General features: G+C 72.9%; 19 protein-coding genes and 2 tRNA genes. 8 read left to right on the top strand and 13 right to left on the bottom strand.

The window, feature by feature from the left end; all coding sequences use genetic code 11:
- The first annotated feature begins 20 nt into the window (after window positions 1–20).
- On the top strand, window positions 21–794 hold the full coding sequence (locus tag FHS88_RS10355) for a (Fe-S)-binding protein (protein WP_184484268.1): 774 nt from the start codon (window positions 21–23) through the stop codon (window positions 792–794).
- The gene (locus FHS88_RS10350; RefSeq protein ID WP_184484266.1) at window positions 791–1,519 is read left to right on the top strand and encodes a 2OG-Fe dioxygenase family protein; all 729 of its coding nucleotides are present in this window, start codon (window positions 791–793) and stop codon (window positions 1,517–1,519) included. The genes FHS88_RS10355 and FHS88_RS10350 overlap by 4 nt, the downstream gene beginning before the upstream one ends.
- Here the strand turns inward: FHS88_RS10350 and FHS88_RS10345 are convergent.
- Genes FHS88_RS10345 through FHS88_RS10335 form a run of 3 tightly spaced genes read right to left on the bottom strand, consistent with a single transcriptional unit; the run spans window position 1,516 to window position 5,068 of the window.
- The gene (locus FHS88_RS10345) at window positions 1,516–2,331 is read right to left on the bottom strand and encodes an amidohydrolase family protein (protein ID WP_184484264.1); all 816 of its coding nucleotides are present in this window, start codon (window positions 2,329–2,331) and stop codon (window positions 1,516–1,518) included. The genes FHS88_RS10350 and FHS88_RS10345 overlap by 4 nt on opposite strands.
- Before the next feature lie 53 nt (window positions 2,332–2,384).
- On the bottom strand, window positions 2,385–3,227 hold the full coding sequence (locus FHS88_RS10340; protein WP_184484262.1) for a hypothetical protein: 843 nt from the start codon (window positions 3,225–3,227) through the stop codon (window positions 2,385–2,387).
- Window positions 3,227–5,068, bottom strand: a complete 1,842-nt coding sequence (locus FHS88_RS10335; RefSeq protein ID WP_338146519.1) for a gamma-glutamyltransferase family protein — start codon at window positions 5,066–5,068, stop codon at window positions 3,227–3,229. The genes FHS88_RS10340 and FHS88_RS10335 overlap by 1 nt, the downstream gene beginning before the upstream one ends.
- A gap of 79 nt (window positions 5,069–5,147) precedes the next feature.
- Here FHS88_RS10335 and phnN point away from each other — a divergent pair, with 79 nt between their 5' ends.
- Window positions 5,148–5,681 (top strand): phosphonate metabolism protein/1,5-bisphosphokinase (PRPP-forming) PhnN, encoded by a 534-nt coding sequence (gene phnN / locus FHS88_RS10330; protein WP_184484260.1) that lies wholly within the window; start codon window positions 5,148–5,150, stop codon window positions 5,679–5,681.
- Window positions 5,682–5,685: 4 nt separating this feature from the next.
- Here the strand turns inward: phnN and FHS88_RS10325 are convergent, their stop codons facing one another.
- The 8 genes from FHS88_RS10325 to phnG are packed head-to-tail and all read right to left on the bottom strand — an operon-like array spanning window position 5,686 to window position 11,916.
- Window positions 5,686–6,366, bottom strand: a complete 681-nt coding sequence (locus tag FHS88_RS10325; protein WP_184484258.1) for a DUF1045 domain-containing protein — start codon at window positions 6,364–6,366, stop codon at window positions 5,686–5,688.
- Window positions 6,363–7,505, bottom strand: coding sequence for an alpha-D-ribose 1-methylphosphonate 5-triphosphate diphosphatase (locus tag FHS88_RS10320; protein ID WP_184484256.1), 1,143 nt, complete (start codon window positions 7,503–7,505; stop codon window positions 6,363–6,365). Before FHS88_RS10320 ends, FHS88_RS10325 begins: the two co-directional genes overlap by 4 nt.
- Window positions 7,502–8,200, bottom strand: coding sequence for a phosphonate C-P lyase system protein PhnL (gene phnL / locus FHS88_RS10315; RefSeq protein ID WP_184484254.1), 699 nt, complete (start codon window positions 8,198–8,200; stop codon window positions 7,502–7,504). Before phnL ends, FHS88_RS10320 begins: the two co-directional genes overlap by 4 nt.
- Window positions 8,197–8,955: a phosphonate C-P lyase system protein PhnK gene (phnK, locus tag FHS88_RS10310; protein ID WP_184484252.1), complete on the bottom strand. Its 759-nt coding sequence runs from the start codon at window positions 8,953–8,955 to the stop codon at window positions 8,197–8,199. Before phnK ends, phnL begins: the two co-directional genes overlap by 4 nt.
- Window positions 8,952–9,812, bottom strand: a complete 861-nt coding sequence (locus FHS88_RS10305; RefSeq protein WP_184484250.1) for an alpha-D-ribose 1-methylphosphonate 5-phosphate C-P-lyase PhnJ — start codon at window positions 9,810–9,812, stop codon at window positions 8,952–8,954. The genes phnK and FHS88_RS10305 overlap by 4 nt, the downstream gene beginning before the upstream one ends.
- The gene (locus FHS88_RS10300) at window positions 9,809–10,894 is read right to left on the bottom strand and encodes a carbon-phosphorus lyase complex subunit PhnI (protein WP_184484248.1); all 1,086 of its coding nucleotides are present in this window, start codon (window positions 10,892–10,894) and stop codon (window positions 9,809–9,811) included. Before FHS88_RS10300 ends, FHS88_RS10305 begins: the two co-directional genes overlap by 4 nt.
- Before the next feature lie 3 nt (window positions 10,895–10,897).
- Window positions 10,898–11,473, bottom strand: a complete 576-nt coding sequence (gene phnH, locus FHS88_RS10295) for a phosphonate C-P lyase system protein PhnH (RefSeq protein WP_184484246.1) — start codon at window positions 11,471–11,473, stop codon at window positions 10,898–10,900.
- The gene (gene phnG, locus FHS88_RS10290; protein ID WP_184484243.1) at window positions 11,470–11,916 is read right to left on the bottom strand and encodes a phosphonate C-P lyase system protein PhnG; all 447 of its coding nucleotides are present in this window, start codon (window positions 11,914–11,916) and stop codon (window positions 11,470–11,472) included. Before phnG ends, phnH begins: the two co-directional genes overlap by 4 nt.
- 96 nt (window positions 11,917–12,012) lie before the next feature.
- Here phnG and phnF point away from each other — a divergent pair, with 96 nt between their 5' ends.
- Together phnF and FHS88_RS10280 are read left to right on the top strand one after the other, a co-directional pair.
- A complete protein-coding gene (phnF, locus tag FHS88_RS10285) occupies window positions 12,013–12,741 on the top strand; it encodes a phosphonate metabolism transcriptional regulator PhnF (RefSeq protein ID WP_338146517.1) in 729 nt (242 codons plus the stop codon).
- Window positions 12,742–12,746: 5 nt separating this feature from the next.
- Entirely contained in the window at window positions 12,747–13,943 is a 1,197-nt protein-coding gene (locus FHS88_RS10280) for an alpha-D-ribose 1-methylphosphonate 5-triphosphate diphosphatase (RefSeq protein ID WP_184484239.1), read from the top strand.
- Here FHS88_RS10280 and FHS88_RS10275 read toward each other — a convergent pair.
- A tRNA-Asn gene (locus tag FHS88_RS10275) sits at window positions 13,909–13,984 on the bottom strand. The two genes, FHS88_RS10280 and FHS88_RS10275, sit on opposite strands and share 35 nt — an antisense overlap.
- A gap of 61 nt (window positions 13,985–14,045) precedes the next feature.
- Window positions 14,046–14,116, bottom strand: a tRNA-Cys gene (locus tag FHS88_RS10270).
- A 108-nt stretch (window positions 14,117–14,224) separates the two neighbouring features.
- Between FHS88_RS10270 and FHS88_RS10265 the strand changes: the two genes are divergently transcribed.
- The 3 genes from FHS88_RS10265 (at window position 14,225) to FHS88_RS10255 (ending at window position 17,137) form a co-directional block, all read left to right on the top strand.
- Complete coding sequence (locus FHS88_RS10265; protein WP_184484237.1) at window positions 14,225–14,881, top strand: protein-L-isoaspartate O-methyltransferase family protein; 657 nt, start codon at window positions 14,225–14,227, stop codon at window positions 14,879–14,881.
- 178 nt (window positions 14,882–15,059) lie between these two features.
- Window positions 15,060–16,583: a TolC family outer membrane protein gene (locus FHS88_RS10260; protein ID WP_338146515.1), complete on the top strand. Its 1,524-nt coding sequence runs from the start codon at window positions 15,060–15,062 to the stop codon at window positions 16,581–16,583.
- The gene (locus FHS88_RS10255; RefSeq protein ID WP_338146514.1) at window positions 16,580–17,137 is read left to right on the top strand and encodes a DUF2497 domain-containing protein; all 558 of its coding nucleotides are present in this window, start codon (window positions 16,580–16,582) and stop codon (window positions 17,135–17,137) included. Before FHS88_RS10260 ends, FHS88_RS10255 begins: the two co-directional genes overlap by 4 nt.
- The last annotated feature ends 5 nt before the right edge of the window (window positions 17,138–17,142 follow it).

Here is a 17,142-nt window from a genome sequence, read left to right as displayed (position 1 = left end):
CGCTCCCTATTCTGCATGCCATGTCCCAGGGCCAGCCCCGCGTCGCGCTGTTCGTCACCTGCCTCGTGGATCTCTACCGGCCGACGGTGGGGTTCGCCGCGATCCGCCTGCTCGAACGGGCGGGCTGCCTGGTCGAGGTGCCGCCGGTGCAGACCTGCTGCGGCCAGCCGGCCTACAATTCGGGGGACCGCGCCTCGGCCCGCGACATCGCGCGCGCCGTGGTGGATGCGTTCCAGGGTTACGATTACGTGGTCGCCCCCTCCGGCTCCTGCGCGGGCATGATCGCGCACCACTACCCCTCGCTGTTCCAGGACGACCCGCAGTATCGCGCCAGGGCCGAGGCGCTTGCCGGGCGGACGCACGAGCTCGTCTCCTTCCTGCGCGACGTGATGGGGATGGAGCGCGTTGCGGCCCGCTATGCGGACAGCGTGACCTATCACGATTCCTGCTCGGGCCTGCGGGAGATGGGGGTGAAGGCGCAGCCGCGCGCGCTGCTCGCCACCGTCGAGGGGCTGCGCCTGACCGAGATGGCCGAGCCCGAGATCTGCTGCGGCTTCGGCGGCACCTTCTGCGTGAAGTATCCGGAGATCTCGACCCGCATGGTGGCCGACAAGTGCCGCGACATCCAGGCCTCCGGCGCGGGCACGCTGCTCGCGGGCGACATGGGCTGCCTGCTGAACATGGCCGGACGTCTGAAGCGCGAGGGCAGCCCGGTGAAGGTGCGCCATGTCGCGGAGGTGCTGGCCGGGATGACCGGCGAGGTGCCGCCGATCGGCGAAGGGGGCGGGTCGTGACCGTTCCCGCGGGACCGCTGGCCGAACTCGCCGCGCGCGGCTTCGCGCGCGTGCCGGGCGCGGTGATGGCGGGGCTGCTCGGCGAGGCCGGACGGCCCGAGGTGCTGGCGCCCTTCTTCGCCTCCTGGAACCGGCTTGAGACCGATGCCTTCATGCGCGACGGCGGGCGCTACCGCCGCCGGCGGATCGCCAATTTCAGCGCCGAGCCGGGCGTGCCCGGGCATGTGCGCGGGCCGCACCGTCCGCACTTCCAGGCGGTGGTGCACAACAGCCTGAACGGCGGGGTGCACCGCTGGTTCGCGCCGATGGAGGAGGCGGTGGCGGCGAGCGCGCCGCTGGTCGGGCTGCTCGACCTCGGCCGCGCCATGGCCGAGGCGCTGCACGGCGCGCATCCCTGGTTCGTCGAGGCGCACCAGTTCCGCATCGAGGCCGCCGCCGGCGCCCCGGGCTACCCGACGCCCGAGGGCGTCCACCATGACGGGGTGGATGTGGTGCTGATCGCGATGATCGCGCGCACCAACCTCGAAGGCGGCGAGACGGTCATCGAGGACGATGCCGGCAACCGCCTCGCGCAGTTCGTGCTGCGCGATCCGCTCGACACCGCGCTGGTGGACGACCCGCGGGTGAAGCATGGCGTGACGCCGGTGGCGCCGGCCGATCCCGCGCTGCCCTCCTGCAGGGACGTGCTGGTGCTGACCTGGAAGCGCGGCGGCCCGCCGGGCTAGGCCTTCCAGCCGATCCAGTCACGGATCGCCCCGCCCATGACGCGCGCCATCTGCGGGCCCTGGAGCCAGGGCAGCTCCTCGGTGAACAGCGTGATGCACTGGCGCCAGGTGCAGGGCATGCGGGTGATGTCGGTGCCCCAGAAGAAGCGGTCCGGCCCGAAGGCGTCGTAGAGGCGGTGCAGCCCGTCATGGATGTCGCGGAAGGGATAGGGCTGCAGCGAATAGGCGGGCGCGCCGGTGGCCTTGAGCGCGACATTCGGGAAGCGCGCCAGCGCGGTCACGGCGTCGAGGTTGGCGAAGGCGGCCGGACCCTTCTCGTGCCGGATCAGGCCGCAATGGTCGATGATCAGCCGCAGGCGCGGATGGCGTTCGGCGATGGCGGCGAACTCGGGCAGGAAGCGCCAAGCCATGGTGGCGACGGGCAGGCCCTCCTCCTCGGCGGCGGGCCAGAGCCAGTCGAGCGTGCCGTCGAAGGGCCAGGATTGCTGGTCGGCGCGCACCAGCGGGTAGCGCAGGCCGCACTGGCCTGGGCGCTGGCGCCAGCCCTTGAGCAGCGGGCGGCTCGTCTCGGGCGTGTCGAGCGGGACCTGGCCGAGGATGGCGAAGCGGTCGGGATGCTTCGCGGCGGCGGCCTCGGCGATGGCGTTGGCGTCCGGGTCCCAGGAGACGGGCGGGTGGATGATGGCGGCGTCCACGCCGGCCTCGTCCATCTCGGCGAGCAGTTCCTCGACCGTGAAGACGGAGGTCTGGCGGTGGTCGCCGCTCGGCGTGCCGCTGCCCCAGATATGGACCTGCGCGTCGGTGATCTGCATGGCGCTTTCTCCCTCGGTCCGCAGTCTCGGCCCGGCGCGCGGCGCGCGCAATGTCAGGCGCGCGGGAGGGTCATGGAGGAGAAGCGCGTGTCGAGATGCTCGAGTTCGAGGAAGCCCGCATCCGGACCGAAGGGCTTGTAGATCGCGAAGGTCTTGAGGACGCCGAGCGTCGCCGCGCTTTCGAGCGGGGAGACGAAGCCGACATCGTGCTCCGCGAAATGCGGCTGGCGCATCCAGTGGGCGAGCTGCACCGCGGTGATGGCATGGAAGCCGCTGTGCGGGTTCAGCGCGCGGCGGAAGGTGGTGGGGCCGAGGCGTAGGAAGTCCTCGTCGGGCAGCGGGGCGCGCCAGCCTTCGGTGGCGCCGGGGCGCAGGTCGCCGTCGATCCAGGTCTTCAGCGTGGGGCCCTTCGGGTTCCATTCGAAGCGGTTGGGCATGAGCAGCCGCCGCCAGCCGAAGGCGTCCTGGAAGGCGGCGATCTTGGCGACGAAGCCCGGATCGGCGAGGCGGAGATCGTCCTCGGAATAGCAGAACAGGTCGTAGGCGTTGCGGGCATCGGCGAAGAGCCGGCGCGCGGCGAAGCCCAGCATGCGCGGGTTGTCGAGCCGGACGGTGACATGCCGCGCGCCGCGCGCCTTCGCATGTTCCGCATCCAGCAGGTGGTCCGTGCCGTTGGTCAGGACGACGATGTCGAGCCCGTCCACCGCGCCGCGGAGGCGCTCGAACCGCTTGTGCTCGATGTTCAGCGTGGTCGTCGCGCCGAGCGTCCCGCGCCAGGAGTCGATGGTGGCGCGCAGGGCCGCGGCGCGCTGCTCGCGCCGATGCGCATCGGTCGAGGAATGGGTCGAGCCCTCCTCGGGCCGGTAGAAATGCGCGATGGCGAGCAGGACGCGCATCAGCGCCCGACCGCGTAGCCCTGCATTCCACGCGGGTTGGCGCCGGCGCGGATGGTGCCGTCGGCCTCGCGCCGCACGCCGGTCAGCCGGCCTTCCGACCATTCGCCGCCCATCTCGGCGGCATGGCCGCGGGCGATGAGGTCCGCCAGCACCTCCGGCGCGTAGCGGCCCTCGATCACCACCTTCCCCGGCTTGGCGCCGCGCGGCCAGAAGGAGCTGATCCAGTGCTCGGAATGGAAGGAGGGCATGTCGATCGCCTGCTGGATGTTCAGCCCGTGGTGGATCATGCGCAGCAGCATGATCGGCTGCCACTGGTCCTGCTGCTCGCCGCCCGGCGTGCCGAAGGCCATCCAGGGCCTGCCGTCCTTCAGCACCATCGAGGGCGAGAGCGTGGTGCGCGGCCGCTTGCCCGGCTTGAGGCCGTTGGGCAGCGTCTCCTCCAGCCAGAACATCTGGCAGCGGGAGCCGAGGCAGAAGCCGAGTTCCGGAATGGCGGGGGAGGATTGCAGCCAGCCGGCCGAGGGCGTCGCGCTGACCATGTTCCCGTCCTTGTCGATGACATCGACATGGCAGGTGTCGCCGCCCGAGGCGCCGAGGCGCGAGACGGTCGGCTCGCCCGAGCCCATCGCGGCCGCGAGATCCTGCGCGCGGCGGATGGCGGCGGCGTAATCGGTGCGCGGGATTCGGCCATCAGGGCTGCCGGGGCGGAACTCGAGCGAGGCGCGATCGCCGATCAGCGCGCGGCGCGCGTCGTTGTAGGCGGGCGAGAGCAGCGTCGCCATCGGCACGTCCACGAAGTCCGGGTCGCCGTAGAAGGCCTCCCGGTCCGCGAAGGCGAGCTTCTGCGCCTCGACGACATGATGGATGAAGTCGGCGCCGAGCGGGTCCATCGCGCCCACATCGAAGCCTGCCATCAGTGCGAGCGTCTGCAGCATGGCCGGGCCCTGGCTCCAGGGGCCGCACTTCAGCACCGTGTGGCCCTTGTAGTCGAAGGCGAGCGGCGCCTCGACGGTGGCGGACCAGCGCGCCATGTCCTCGGCGCTCAGCACGCCGCGGTGGCGCCGGCCGGAGGTGTCCATCGCCTCGGTCGCGGCGCAGAAGCGGCCGATGGCCTCCGCGACGAAGCCGCGATACCAGGCGGCGCGGGCGGCATCGACCTGCTTCTCGCGGCTGCCGCCGGCGGCCTCGGCCTCGCGCACCACGCGCTCGTAGGTGTCGGCCAGCGCCGGATTGGCATAGAGGCCGTTCGGCTCCGGCCCGCCGTTGCGCAGCCAGAGCGCGGCGGAAGTCGGCCATTCGGCTTCGAACAGCGGGCGGACGCTCTCGATGGTGGCTCTCACGCGCGGGACCATCGGCGCGCCGTCACGTGCGTAGGCGATCGCGAAGGAGAGCACCTCGCGCACGGACCAGGTGCCGTGGTCGCGCAGCATCAGCATCCAGGCGTCGAAGGCCCCGGGCACGGGTGTGGCCAGCAGCCCGGTGCCGGGCATGATGTCGAGGCCGAGATGATCCCGCACATGCGCGACCGTCAGCCCCGCCGGCGCCGGGCCCTGGCCGCAGATGACCTGCTGCGTGCCGGTCCGCGCGCTGTGCAGGATGATGGGGCAGTCGCCGCCGGGGCCGTTCAGGTGCGGCTCCACGATCTGCAGCGTGAAGCCCGCGGCCGCCGCCGCGTCGAACGCATTGCCGCCGCGTTCCAGCACCGCCATCCCGACCTGGCTCGCGAGCCAGTGGGTGGAGGCGACGGCGCCGAAGGTGCCGATGATCTCGGGGCGGGTGGTGAACATCCGGGGTGGTTCCTTGGCGGGGAAGCCGATCATTTCCGGCGAGACGGCGGACATGGTCGCGGCTCCTCGGGCTTGCTTCGAGCCTCGTCGCGCAGCAGAGGAGGCACGTCAATCCTCGCGAGGGGCAGGGGCGATGCTGGTGGCGGTGGTGGGGCCTTCGGGCGCGGGCAAGGACACGCTGATGGGCCTTGCCCGCGCGCGGCTTGCCGGCGATGCGCGCTTCCGCTTCGTCCAGCGCGCCATCACGCGGCCGGCGGAGGCGGGCGGGGAGGCGCATCGCGCGCTCGACGTCGCGGCCTTCGAGGCGGAGCGCGCCGCCGGCCGCTTCGCACTGTGGTGGGGCGCGCATGGGCTCTTCTATGGCATCCCGCGCGACATCGAGGCTGATCTCGCGGCGCGGCGGGTGGTGGTGGCGAACCTCTCGCGCGGCGTTCTGGCGGAGGCCGCGGCGCGCTACCGGCTGCGCGTGCTGATGGTGACGGCGCCGGCGGCGGTGCTCGCCGCGCGACTCGCGGCGCGGGGGCGGGAGAGCGCCGAGGACATCGCACGGCGCCTCGCGCGCGAGGCGGTGGCGCCCGCTGGGCTTGACGTCGTCACGGTGGTGAACGACGCGACGCCCGAGGAGGGCGCGGCGCAGGTCGAGGCCGCGCTGCGGGCCTGTCTCTGACGCTTCACCCGCCGAGCGGCAGGCGTTCGGCGATGGTGAAGGGCTCGCCCGGGCCGGGCTGCACGAAGATCGAGAGGGCCGCGACGCGGCGCGGGCGCGACGGCGCGGTGCCGAGGAAGCGGGTGACGGCGGGCAGCGCCGCCTCCTTCTCCTCCGCCGTCAGCCGCCGCGTCAGCGTGACGTGGAAGCGCCATTCGCCGAACACATAGGGATAGCCCCAGCGTTCGAGGTTCATGCGCTGCGCGACGGTCAGGCGCTCGGGACGGCGGCGGGCTATCTCGGCCTCGGTTGGCGGCGCGCGATGCGCGTCGAGTGCCTCGACGCAGGCTTCCGCGAAGCGGTGAAGCGGCGGGCAGGGGATGGTCTCGCGCAGTGCCAGGAAGCCGTCGAGGTCATGGACTGCGAGCGGCGGCAGGTCGAAGGGCGCAAGGCGCGCGACCAGCGCCGCGGCGGCATCGCGCGCGGCGGCGTAGCCGTGCAGCGGGCGGAAGGGCGGCTTCAGCGTCGCGTGCAGCCCGTAGCCGCGCGGGTCGGCGGTGATCTCCGCGATGTCGTGGCCGGGCAGTGCGGGCTGCGCCAGCGCCGCGCCCGTGCCGGCATCGCGGCCGAGCCACGCGCTGCCCGCGGCATGCAGCGGGTCGTCCGGTTCCGGCGCCCAGTAGAGGGCCAGGCGATGGACCTTCATGCGACGCGGCTGCCCTCGCGCCAGACCCGGCGCACGACGGGAATGTCCTCCACCGTGCGGATCTGCGCGAGATCCGCGCGCAGGCCCGGGGCGAGCCTGCCGCGGTCATCGAGGCGGCACATGCGCGCGGGGCGGTCGGTGATCATCGCGACCGCCTGCGGCAGCGTGATCCCCGCCTCCTCGACCGCGCGCCAGGCGGCCTCGACCATGGAGGCCGGCACGTAGTCGGAGGCGAAGGCATCCGCGGCCTTGGCGCGCACCAGGTCGGCGGCGGCGACATTGCCCGAATGGCTGCCGCCGCGGACGATGTTGGGTGCGCCGGCGATCACCTCGACGCCCGCATCCCGCGCCGCCTCGGCCGCCACCATGGTGACGGGGAACTCGCTGATGCGGATGCCGTCGGCGAGGTTGCGGCGCACATCCTCGGCCGTCTCGTCGTCATGCGAGGCGATGGGCAGGTCGCGGTGGCGGATGCGGTCGAGCAGCCAGGCACGCTGCGGCTCGCGCAGGCGGGCGCGCTGGTCGAGCAGGGAGGCGATGCGGTCCTGAACCTGCTCCACAGTCATTTGCGTCTGTTTCCGGCGCATCGCGACGTAGCGCTCGATGTCGCGGTACTGGCCCACGCCCGGCGAGTGATCCATCAGGCTGACCATGCGCACGCGCGGATGGTCGGCGACCGGGTCCATCGCGGGCTTCATGTCAGCGGCGGGGAGTTCGCAGCGCAGATGGAGGAAGTGCTCGGAACGCAGCACGCCGGTATCGGCGAGCGCATCGAGATCCGCCACGCCGTCAAGGAAGGTCTGCCCGCGCCCCTGGTCGAAGCCGAGATCGCCGAGGCAGAGCGCGTCCAGCACCGTGGTGACGCCTGCCGCGGCGCATTGCGCGTCATGGGCGATCATCGCCGAACGCGACGGCCAGCGCGCGTTCTGCCGCGGCTGCACCTGGCGCTCCAGGTTGTCGGTGTGCACGTCCACCACGCCGGGGATCAGGTAGTCGCCCTCGAGGTCGCGCGCGGAGGCGGCATGGCTGCGGCCGGGCTGGGTCTCGGCGATGCGGCCCGAGCGGATCACCAGCGTGCCGGGCAGCGTCTCCTCCGGCAGGACGAGGATGGCGTTGGTGAGGATGGTCTCGGCGGTCATGCGGCGTCCTGGATGGGGAGCACGTCGAACAGGCGGTCGGCCACGGCCTCGCGCACCTCGGCATCGTGGAAGATGCCGACGATCGCGGCGCCCTGTGCCTTGGCCTCGTTGATCAGGGAAATCACGATGGCGCGGTTGGCGGCGTCGAGGCTCGCCGTGGGCTCGTCGAGCAGCAGCACCGGGTAGCCGGGGGCGAAGCCGCGGGCAAGGTTCACCCGCTGCTGCTCGCCGCCCGAGAAGGTGGCGGGCGGCAGGCCGTGCAGGCGCTCGGGCAGGTTCAGCCGGTTCAGCAGCGCGGTGGCGCTGGCCAGGGCGTCATCCTTCGGCACGCCGCGCGCGATCATCGGCTCGGCGACGATGTCGCGGGTCGCGACGCGCGGGATGACGCGCAGGAATTGCGAGACATAGCCGATCGTCTCCCGCCGCGCCTCGATCACCAGGCGCGGATCGGCCGTGACGAGGTCCAGATCGGCGCCGCGATGCCGCAGCAGGATCCGCCCCGCGCCCGCGCCGTAATTGCCGTAGAGGCAGCGCATCAGCGTGGATTTCCCGGCCCCTGACGGCCCCCACAGCGCCACGCATTCGCCGGGATGCACGGCAAGGTCCACGCCCTCCAGCACGGGGATGTGCGTCCCGCCCTGCAGATGGAGCGTGAAGGCCTTGGCAAGGCCCTCGGTCCGGAGCGCGGGCATCATGCGGCGAGCACCGAGGAGACGAGCAGTTGCGTGTAGGGATGCTGAGGGTCGTCCAGCACGCGATCGGTCAGGCCCTGTTCCACGACACGCCCGCGGCGCATCACCAGGATGCGGTCGGCGAGCAGGCGTGCGGCAGCGATGTCATGCGTGACGATGAGCACGGCGAGGCCCAGTTCGCGGGAGAGCGAGCGGATCAGGTCGAGCAGCCGCGCCTGCACGGAAACGTCGAGGCCCCCGGTGGGTTCGTCCATGAAGACGAGGCGCGGGCGCGTCACCAGGGTGCGGGCGATCTGCAGCCGCTGCTGCATCCCGCCCGAGAAGGTGCGCGGCAGGTCGTCGATGCGAGCGGCGTCGATCTCGACCCTGGCGAGCCAGGACAGCGCCTCGGCGCGGATCTTGCCGTAGTGGCGCGCGCCGACAGCCATCAGCCGTTCCCCGACATTGCCGCCCGCCGAGACCGCGAGCCGCAGCCCGTCGCGCGGGTTCTGGTGGACGAAGCCCCATTCGGTGCGCATCAGACGCCGCCGCGCGGCCTCGCCCATGGCGTGGACGTCCTGGCCGAGCCAGCGCACCGTGCCGGCATCCGGGGCTATCATGCCGGACAGCACGCGCAGCAGCGTGGTCTTGCCCGAGCCGGATTCCCCGACGATGGCGACGACCTCGCCCTCGGCGATGTCGATCGCGACGTCGAGCAGCGCGGGAATGGCGCCGAAGCGGAGCGTCAACCCCTCGGCGGCGAGCAGCGGCGCGCTCATTCCGCGGCCTCCTTCGGTGCGGCGGCGGCCTGGCGCTCGGCGCAGAAATCGGTGTCGGAGCAGACGAAGATCCGTCCGCCCGCATCGTCGGTGATCACCTCGTCGAGGTAGGTGTCGGTGCTGCGGCAGAGCGCGCAGGCATGGGGCGCGCGGATGGGGCGGAAGGGATGGTCCTCGAAGTCCAGGGAGCGGACCTCCGTGTAGGGCGGGATGGCGTAGATGCGCTTCTCGCGCCCCGCGCCGAACAACTGCAGGGCCGGCATCCGGTCCATCTTCGGGTTGTCGAAGGCGGGGATGGGGGAAGGCGACATCAGGTAGCGCCCGTTCACCATCACCGGATAGTCGTAGGCCTTGGCGATGTGGCCGAGCCGCGCGATGTCCTCATAGAGCCGCACATGCATCAGCCCGTAATCGGCGAGCGCATGCAGGCGCTTCGTCTCCGCCCGGCGCGGTTCCAGCCTGAACAGCGGCTCGGGCTGCGGGACCTGGTAGACGATGATCTGGTCCTCCCGCAGTGGCCGCTCGGGGATGCGGTGGCGCGTCTGGATGATGCTGGCCTCGGCCGTGTGCTCGGTCGTCGCCACGCCGGCGACGCGTCGGAAGAAGCGGCGGATCGAGATGGCGTTGGTGGTGTCGTCCGAGCCCTGGTCGATGACCTTCAGCGTATCCTGCGGGCCGAGGATCGAGGCCGTGACCTGGATGCCGCCCGTGCCCCAGCCATAGGGCAGGGGCATCTCGCGCGCGCCGAAGGGAATCTGGTGGCCCGGGATCGCCACAGCCTTGAGGATGGCGCGGCGGATCATCCGCTTCGTCGCCTCGTCGAGATAGGCGAAGTTGTAGCCTTCCATCGTGCTCATTCCGCGGCCTCCGGCAGCGCGGCTTCCGCGGCGCGGCGGATGGTGCGCAGGTTCTCGAGTTCGGACTGGAAATCCACGTAGTGCGGCAGTTTCAGGTGCTCGACGAAGCCGGTCGCCTCGATGTTGTCGGAGTGGTAAAGGACGAACTCGGCGTCCTGCGCGGGCGCGGTGATGTCCTCACCGAGCTCCTGCGCGCGCAGTGCGCGGTCAACCAGCGCCATCGCCATGGCCCGTCGTTCCCCATGCCCGAACACCAGGCCGTAGCCGCGGGTGAACTGCGCGGGCTCGGTCCGGCTGCCCTTGAACTGGTTGACCATCTGGCATTCGGTGATGCCGATCTCGCCGAGTTCGACCGGGAAGCCGAGTTCGGGCGGGGTGAACTCCACCGTCACATGCCCGAGACGGATCTCCCCCACGAAGGGATGCGCATTGCCGTAGCCGCGCTGCGTGGAATAGCCGAGGGCGAGCAGGAACCCCTCGTCGCCGCGCGCGAGGTTCTGCAGCCGCGCGTCGCGCGCGGCGGGGAAAGAGAGGGGCTGGCGCGTCAGGTCGCCCGGCTCGGCATCGCCGGCCTGCTCGCGCTGCATCAGCCCTTCGCGGGTCAGCAATTCGGTCACGCGCGGCGCCTCGCCCACGGGCGCGCTGCCTTCCGGCGCGCTCGCGCGCGGCTCGCCCTCCGCCGCCAGCGCGAAATCGAGCAGCCGATGCGTGTAGTCGAAGGTCGGCCCCAGCACCTGGCCGCCGGGCAGGTCCTTGTAGGTCGCGCTGATACGCCGGCGCAGGCGCATTCTCGCGGTGTCCAGCGGCTCGGAGGCGCCGAAGCGGGGCAGGGTGGTGCGGTAGGCGCGCAGCAGGAAGGCGGCCTCGATCAGGTCGCCCTTGGCCTGCTTGATGGCGAGCGCGGCGAGGAAGCGGTCATGGCAGGAGCCTTCCGCCATCACCCGGTCCACCGCCAGCGGCATCTGCTGCTCGATCTGCGCGACGGAGAGTTCCGGCACGGCGGGATCGCCGCGGCGAGTCTCTTCCAGCCAGGCATGGGCGGCGCTGATCGCGCGCTCGCCGCCCTTCACGGCCACATACACGCCTCAGCCCTCCGCGATGGCAACGGTGCGGGGTAGCGCCGCGAGATGCTCGCCGGCGCAGAGCACCACGTCCACGCCGCAGGGAAACGCGGCGCGGTTCGCCGCCCAGGCGGCGACGAAGCCCGGCGGCGCGCCCGCGACGCGAAGGCGGTGCTCATGCGCGATGCCCGGGCCGGTAAGCCGCCATCCCGCGCCTTCCTCAAGCCCGGCGACCTGCAGGACCAGCGTTGCGCCCTGCTGCGGTTCCTCCTCGCTCCCTTGGGCGAGCGAGGCCAACGCGGGCGCGGCGCGGGTGGCAAGCACGAAGGCCGCCGCGCCGGCCGCTGCGACGACCGGGGCGCCGCAATGGAAGCGGAGCCAGGCTTCGGCCTCGGCGCCGGCATCCAGCCACAGCGGCGTGTCGGCATCGGCGAGGCTCAGCAGCACCGCGGCCGCGGCCGCGTTCAGCGGCCCGGGCGGGCGCAGCCCGGCGCCGGCGCGCTGCACGCGCCCTGGGCGGCTCATCGCTTCCAGCACGGCGCGGAACGTCGCCTGCGCATCGAGGACGGGATCGGCGAAGCCGGCGGTCAGCGCGGTCATCGGGTCGTCTGCATGGCGAAGAACTCCACGCGGGTCGCGGCGGCCTTGCGTGCTTCAGCATCGCGCGCCGCCTGCTGGCGCTGGGCCAGCGGTGCGATCACGCCGGCGAGCAGCGCATCGCGCCGCGCCGGATCCTGCAGGGCCGCGTCGAGCAGCGCGGCGAGTTCCGCCTGCCGCTTGTCGCGCCCGGCGACATAGGCATGGCCGACCGCATCGCCGAGACGGACCGCGCAGCGCGTCACGGTCATCTCGCCAAGGTTGAAGGGTCCGCCGTCGCCGCCCATGCGGCCGCGCACCATCACGAGCCCGGTCTCGGGCGGGCGGAGCCTTTCGGGTTCGGGCAGCGGCGGCAGGCCGGCGAGAAGGCCGGCGATCTCCTCGGCCCGGGCGCGGGCCAGCACGGCCATCCAGCGGCGGCGTTGCTCGGTGTCGGGTGCGGTCATCGGAGCCATCGGATTTGTCTAGACAGATAGACATCCATCGGCCACAAAGTCCACACGGATATCCCACGGACTTGGCCGAGCATGGTTGAAGTTTCGGTGACAGGCCCCGCCCTCGCGCGCGGGCAGGGCGTGGCGCTCTGGCGCCAGATCGCCGCGGCGATCGAGCGCGAGATCGCGCGCGACAAGGCGGCGGGCGAGCGCCTGCCCACGGAGGCGGCGCTGACGGCGCGCTTCGGCGTCAATCGCCACACCGTCCGCCGCGCGCTCGAGGATCTGGAGGCGCGTGGCCTCATTCGCGTCGAGCAGGGCCGCGGCGCCTTCGTGGCCGAGGACGTGATGGACTACCGCCTCGGCCCGCGGACGCGCTTCTCGGAACTGGTGCGCCGACAGAATCGCGAGCCGGCGGGGCGCATCCTGCGCGTGACCGAGACGCCGGCGGAGACGACGCTCGCCGAGGCGCTCGGCATCCGCCGCGGTCGCCTCGTGCTGCGCATCGAGCGGCTGGGCCTCGCGAACGGGCGGCCGGTGGTCATCGGCACGCATCACCTGCCGCTGCCGCGCTGCGCCGCGGCGGCCGAGGCGCTGGAGCGCGACGCCTCGATCACCGCGGCGCTCGCCGCCTGCGGCATCACGGACTATCGCCGGCGCGCCTCGCGCATCACCGCGCGCCTGCCGACGCCGGAGGAGGCCGAGCTGCTGCAGCAGTCCCGCTCGCGCCCCGTCCTGGTGAGCGAGAACCTGAATGTGGATCCGGACGGCGCGCCGGTGGACTGGACGCTCGCGGTCTATCCCGCGGGGCGCGTGCAACTGGTGGTGGAGCCCTGAGCGACATGGACTGGACGATCCTGGGCGGCACCGTCCTGCGGGACGGGGCGATGGTGCCGGGCGCGCTCGCGCTGGCCGGCGGCCGCGTGGCCGCGGAACCCGCGCCGGCTGCGGCGCGCTTCGACGCCTCGGGGCTCCTGGTGCTGCCGGGGATCGTGGACATCCACGGCGATGCGCATGAGCGGCAGCTCCAGCCGCGGCCCGGCGTGGACCTGCCGGTGCCGCTCGCGCTGCGGGATTCGGCGGCGCAGCTCATCGCCTGCGGGATCACCACGGCCTATCTCGGCGTCACGCTGTCCTGGGAGCCGGGGCTGCGTTCGCTCGACGCCTGGCGCGCCCTGAAGGCGGCCCTGCCGGCGGCGCGCGCGCAGGCCGCGACGGATCTGCGCGTGCATCTGCGCTTCGAGGCCGACAATCTCGACGCGCTCGATGATGCGCTGGAAGGCATCGCGGATGGCAGCGTGCATCTGCTCGGCTTCAACGACCATACGCCGGCGATCCTGCGCAAGCTCGGCGACCCGGTGCAGGTGGCGAAGTATGCGGGGCGCGCGGGGATGAAGGCCGAGGCCTTCCGCGCGCTGGCCGAGGCGGTGGCGGCGCGGCGCCACGAGGTTCCGGCGGCGCGCGAGCGCCTGGCCGCGGCGGCGCGCCGCGCCGGCATCCCCATGCTGAGCCACGACGACGCGACGCTCGAGGACCGCGCGCATTACCGCGCGCATGGCGCGACGATCTGCGAGTTCCCGATGGCCGAGGAGGTCGCGCTCGCGGCGCGCGCGGCGGGCGAGCCGGTGGTGATGGGCGCGCCGAATGTGGTGCGGGGCGGCAGCCATCTCGGCTGGGCGGCCGCGGCGCCGCTCGCCGAGCGCGGCGTGGTGACGGTGCTGGCCTCCGACTATGTATGGCCGGCGATGCTGGAAGCCGCCTTCGCGCTGGCGCGGCGCGGCGTGCTCGACCTGCCGCGCGCCTGGGCGCTGGTCTCGGCCAATCCTGCGGCGGCCTGCGGGCTTGCGGACCGCGGGCGGCTGGAGCCGGGGCTGAGGGGCGATGTGGTCGTGGTGGATGCGGCGGTGCCCGCGCCCGTCGCGGTCTTCGCGCAGGGCAGGCTTGCCTGGCTGGCGCCGGGGGCGGCGGCGCGGATGGGACTACAGGCGGAAGGCTTCGGAAGGGTGGCTCCCCGAGTAGGACTCGAACCTACGACCTAGGGATTAACAGTCCCGCGCTCTACCAGCTGAGCTATCGGGGAACGGAGCCGGGCGCGCGATATAGTCCTCGCAGTGCGCCCTGTCAAAGCCTCCCGCGCGGCAAGGTCCGGAGCGGAATCGAACCGCTGTAGAGGGTTTTGCAGACCCTTGCCTGACCACTCGGCCACCGGACCGCGCGGGCGCCCCATATCGGCCGCAAGCCGCGCGCGGTCAAGCGGCGGCTTGGCGCCTGGCCGGGCCGCGACCTATAAGGCCGCGTCGAATGCAAGGGGCGGCAGGACATGGATTTCGCCGAGGCACGCCGGGTGATGGTGGACGGCCAGCTCAGGCCGAACCGCGTGGAGGATCCGCGCATCGTCGCCGCGATGCGCGAGTTGCCGCGGCACCGCTTCGTGCCGCCCGCGATGCTCGCGCGCGCCCATGCCGATGCCGATGTGCCGCTGCCCGGCGGCCGTGTGCTGCTGAAGCCGCTCGTGATTGCGCGCCTCGTGCAGCTTGCCGCCGTGCGCCGGGGCGAGCGCGTTCTCGTGCTGGGGGCCGGAACCGGCTACGGCGCGGCGCTGCTGGCGGCGATCGGCGCCGAGGTCACGGCGGTCGAAGCGGATCCCGCGCTGCTCGCCATCATGCGCGCGGCCCTGCCGGCGGCGGTGCCGGCCGGCGCCGTCACGGTCGTCGAGGCTCCGCCCGAGGCGGGCCATCCGGCCGGTGCGCCCTATGACGCGATCCTCATCGAGGGCGGCGTCCTCTCGGTGCCGCGGGCGGTGGAGGAGCAGCTCGCCGAGGGCGGGCGCCTCGTGACGATCGGGCTGGAGGGTGGCCCGCCGGGGCGTGCGCTGCTGCTGCGCCGGGCCGGCGGCACGGTGACGACGACCATCGCCTTCGACGCGCATGCGCCGGCCCTGCCCGGCTTCGCGGGCAAGCCGGCCTTCGCTTTCTGAGCCCCTGCGCACCGCCGGCCGCGCCCTCTGCGCGCCGGCCCGGGCCTGGAGACACATTTCTTTGCCGGCGCCGGGGTGGCGCCGCGATGATGCGCCGCGTTAAGGTCGTCGGGATACACTCGCTCAGCGTGGGTCCGGCCTTGCCGCCCGCGCCGCTTCCTTTCGGGGGTTCGACGACGTGAAAACCAGCCTGCGCCGGGCCATCCTCCTCTCCGCCGCATTGGCCGTTCCACCGGGTTCCGCCGCCTGGGCGCAGTCCCTGCAGGAGGCGCTGGCTGCCGCCTATGCGAACAACCCCGCGCTGCTCGCCGCGCGCGCGCAGCTCCGCGCGGTGGACGAGAACGTGCCGCAGGCGCTGGCGGGATGGCGGCCGACCGTGGTGCTCGGGGCTGCGGCCGGCTATGCCGACACGACCTCCCGCACCCAGGCGACGGTTCCCGTCCAGCGCGACTTCGCGGGCAATGTCCGCAACCCTGACACGGCGGGCCAGCCCTTCTCCCTGTTCACCGACATCCCGCGCAACACCGCGAACGTCACCGCGACCGTCACGCAGCCGCTCTATCGCGGAGGTCGCACCACGGCGGCGACCCGCCGGGCCGAGAACCAGGTCTATGCCCAGCGGGCGCGGCTGCTCGGCACCGAGCAGCAGATCCTGCTCGAATCCGTCGCCGCCTATGTCGCGGTGATCCGCGACCAGGAGGAGGTGCGGCTCAACACCAACAACGTGCAGGTGCTCCAGCGCCAGCTCCAGGCCACGAACGAACGCTTCCGCGTCGGCGAGATCACGCGCACCGACGTCGCCCAGGCCGAGGCGCGGCTCGCCCAGGCGCGCTTCCTGCTCGACCAGGCGCAGGGCAACCTGCAATCCTCCCGCGCCGTGTTCCAGCGCCTGATCGGCATCGAGCCCATGCGCGTCACGGCCCCGGCGCCGCTCGCCCTGCCGGTGCGGTCGCAGCAGGAGGCGGTTCGGCTCGCGACCGAGAACAACCCCGCCGTGGTCGCCGCGATGTTCGACGAGCAGGCGGCGCGCGACAACATCGACCTGCAGTTCGGCGCCCTCCTGCCTCAGGTCAGCGCGCAGGCGCAGGCCTTCCGGATCGACAACAGCGGCACGCGCGGCTCGCGCCAGACGGGGGCGCAGATCACCGCCAACCTGACCGTTCCGCTCTACCAGGGCGGGGCGGAGCACGCGGCGGTCCGCCAGGCGCGCCAGCAGGCCCAGCAGGCCCGCCAGGCGGTGCAGGACGCGCGGCAGCTCGCCGCCCAGCAATCCACCCAGGCCTGGGAGACGCTCGGCAGCGCGCGGGCGCAGGTGCAGAGCGTGCGCGCCCAGATCCGCGCGCAGGAGATCGCGCTCGACGGCGTGCAGCGCGAGGCGATCGTCGGCAGCCGGACCACGCTCGACGTGCTGAACGCCGAGCAGGAACTGCTCAACGCGCGCGTGCAGCTCGTCCGCTCGCTCGCGACGCTGATCAACGCCTCCTATGCGCTGGCGGCCACGATCGGGCGGCTGACGGCGCAGGATCTCGGCCTGCCGGTGCAGATCTACGACCCGCGCGCCTACTACAACGCGGTGCGGGACCGCTGGGTGGGCACGGGGGACTATTCGGATGTCGCGGCGCCGGCGCGGCCGGCAGGGGCGGTGCAGGTGCAGAGCCTCGCGCCCGCTGCACCCGGCCCGCAGGCGAGGACCCGGCCGTGAGCGACGCGGCCGGCAAGCCCGGGGCCGCGCCGGGAACGCAGACCGCGGCGAGCGACCAGTCCATGGAGGACATCCTCGCCTCCATCCGGCGGATCCTGAACGAGGACGAGGCGCCTGTCGCCGCCGGGGCGGGCACGCCGGAGGAGCCCGCGCCCGCCGAGGCGGCCGACACGCCGGAGGCCGGCATGGCCGGCGCCGAGGAGCCATTCCTGCTGACGGAGGAGATGATGGTCTCGCCCCCCGAGGGTCCGCCCTCCGCCCCCGCATCGGCGCCGCAGCCCGAGCCGGCGCCCCCGTCCGTGGCCCCGGCGGCGGAGAGCCTGCTCGCGCCCGCCGCGGCCGCGGCGGCGGCGGCCTCGGTCGGCCAGTTGCTGCGCGCGGTCAGCGCCGAGCGCGGCAGCGCCGTGACCCGCGGCGGCCCGACCATCGAGGATGTGGTGCGCGAGGAGCTGCGCCCGCTGCTCAAGGACTGGCTCGACCAGCATCTGCCGCCGCTGGTCGAGCGCCTGGTGCGCGCCGAGATCGAGCGCGTGGTCGGCCGCGCGCTGGGCTGACCCGG

The sequence above is a fragment of the Neoroseomonas alkaliterrae genome (assembly GCF_014199195.1).
In the GTDB taxonomy this organism is placed as follows: domain Bacteria; phylum Pseudomonadota; class Alphaproteobacteria; order Acetobacterales; family Acetobacteraceae; genus Neoroseomonas; species Neoroseomonas alkaliterrae.
Note: the sequence above shows the minus strand (reverse complement) of the source record. Positions and strands in the feature narration are given on the sequence as shown.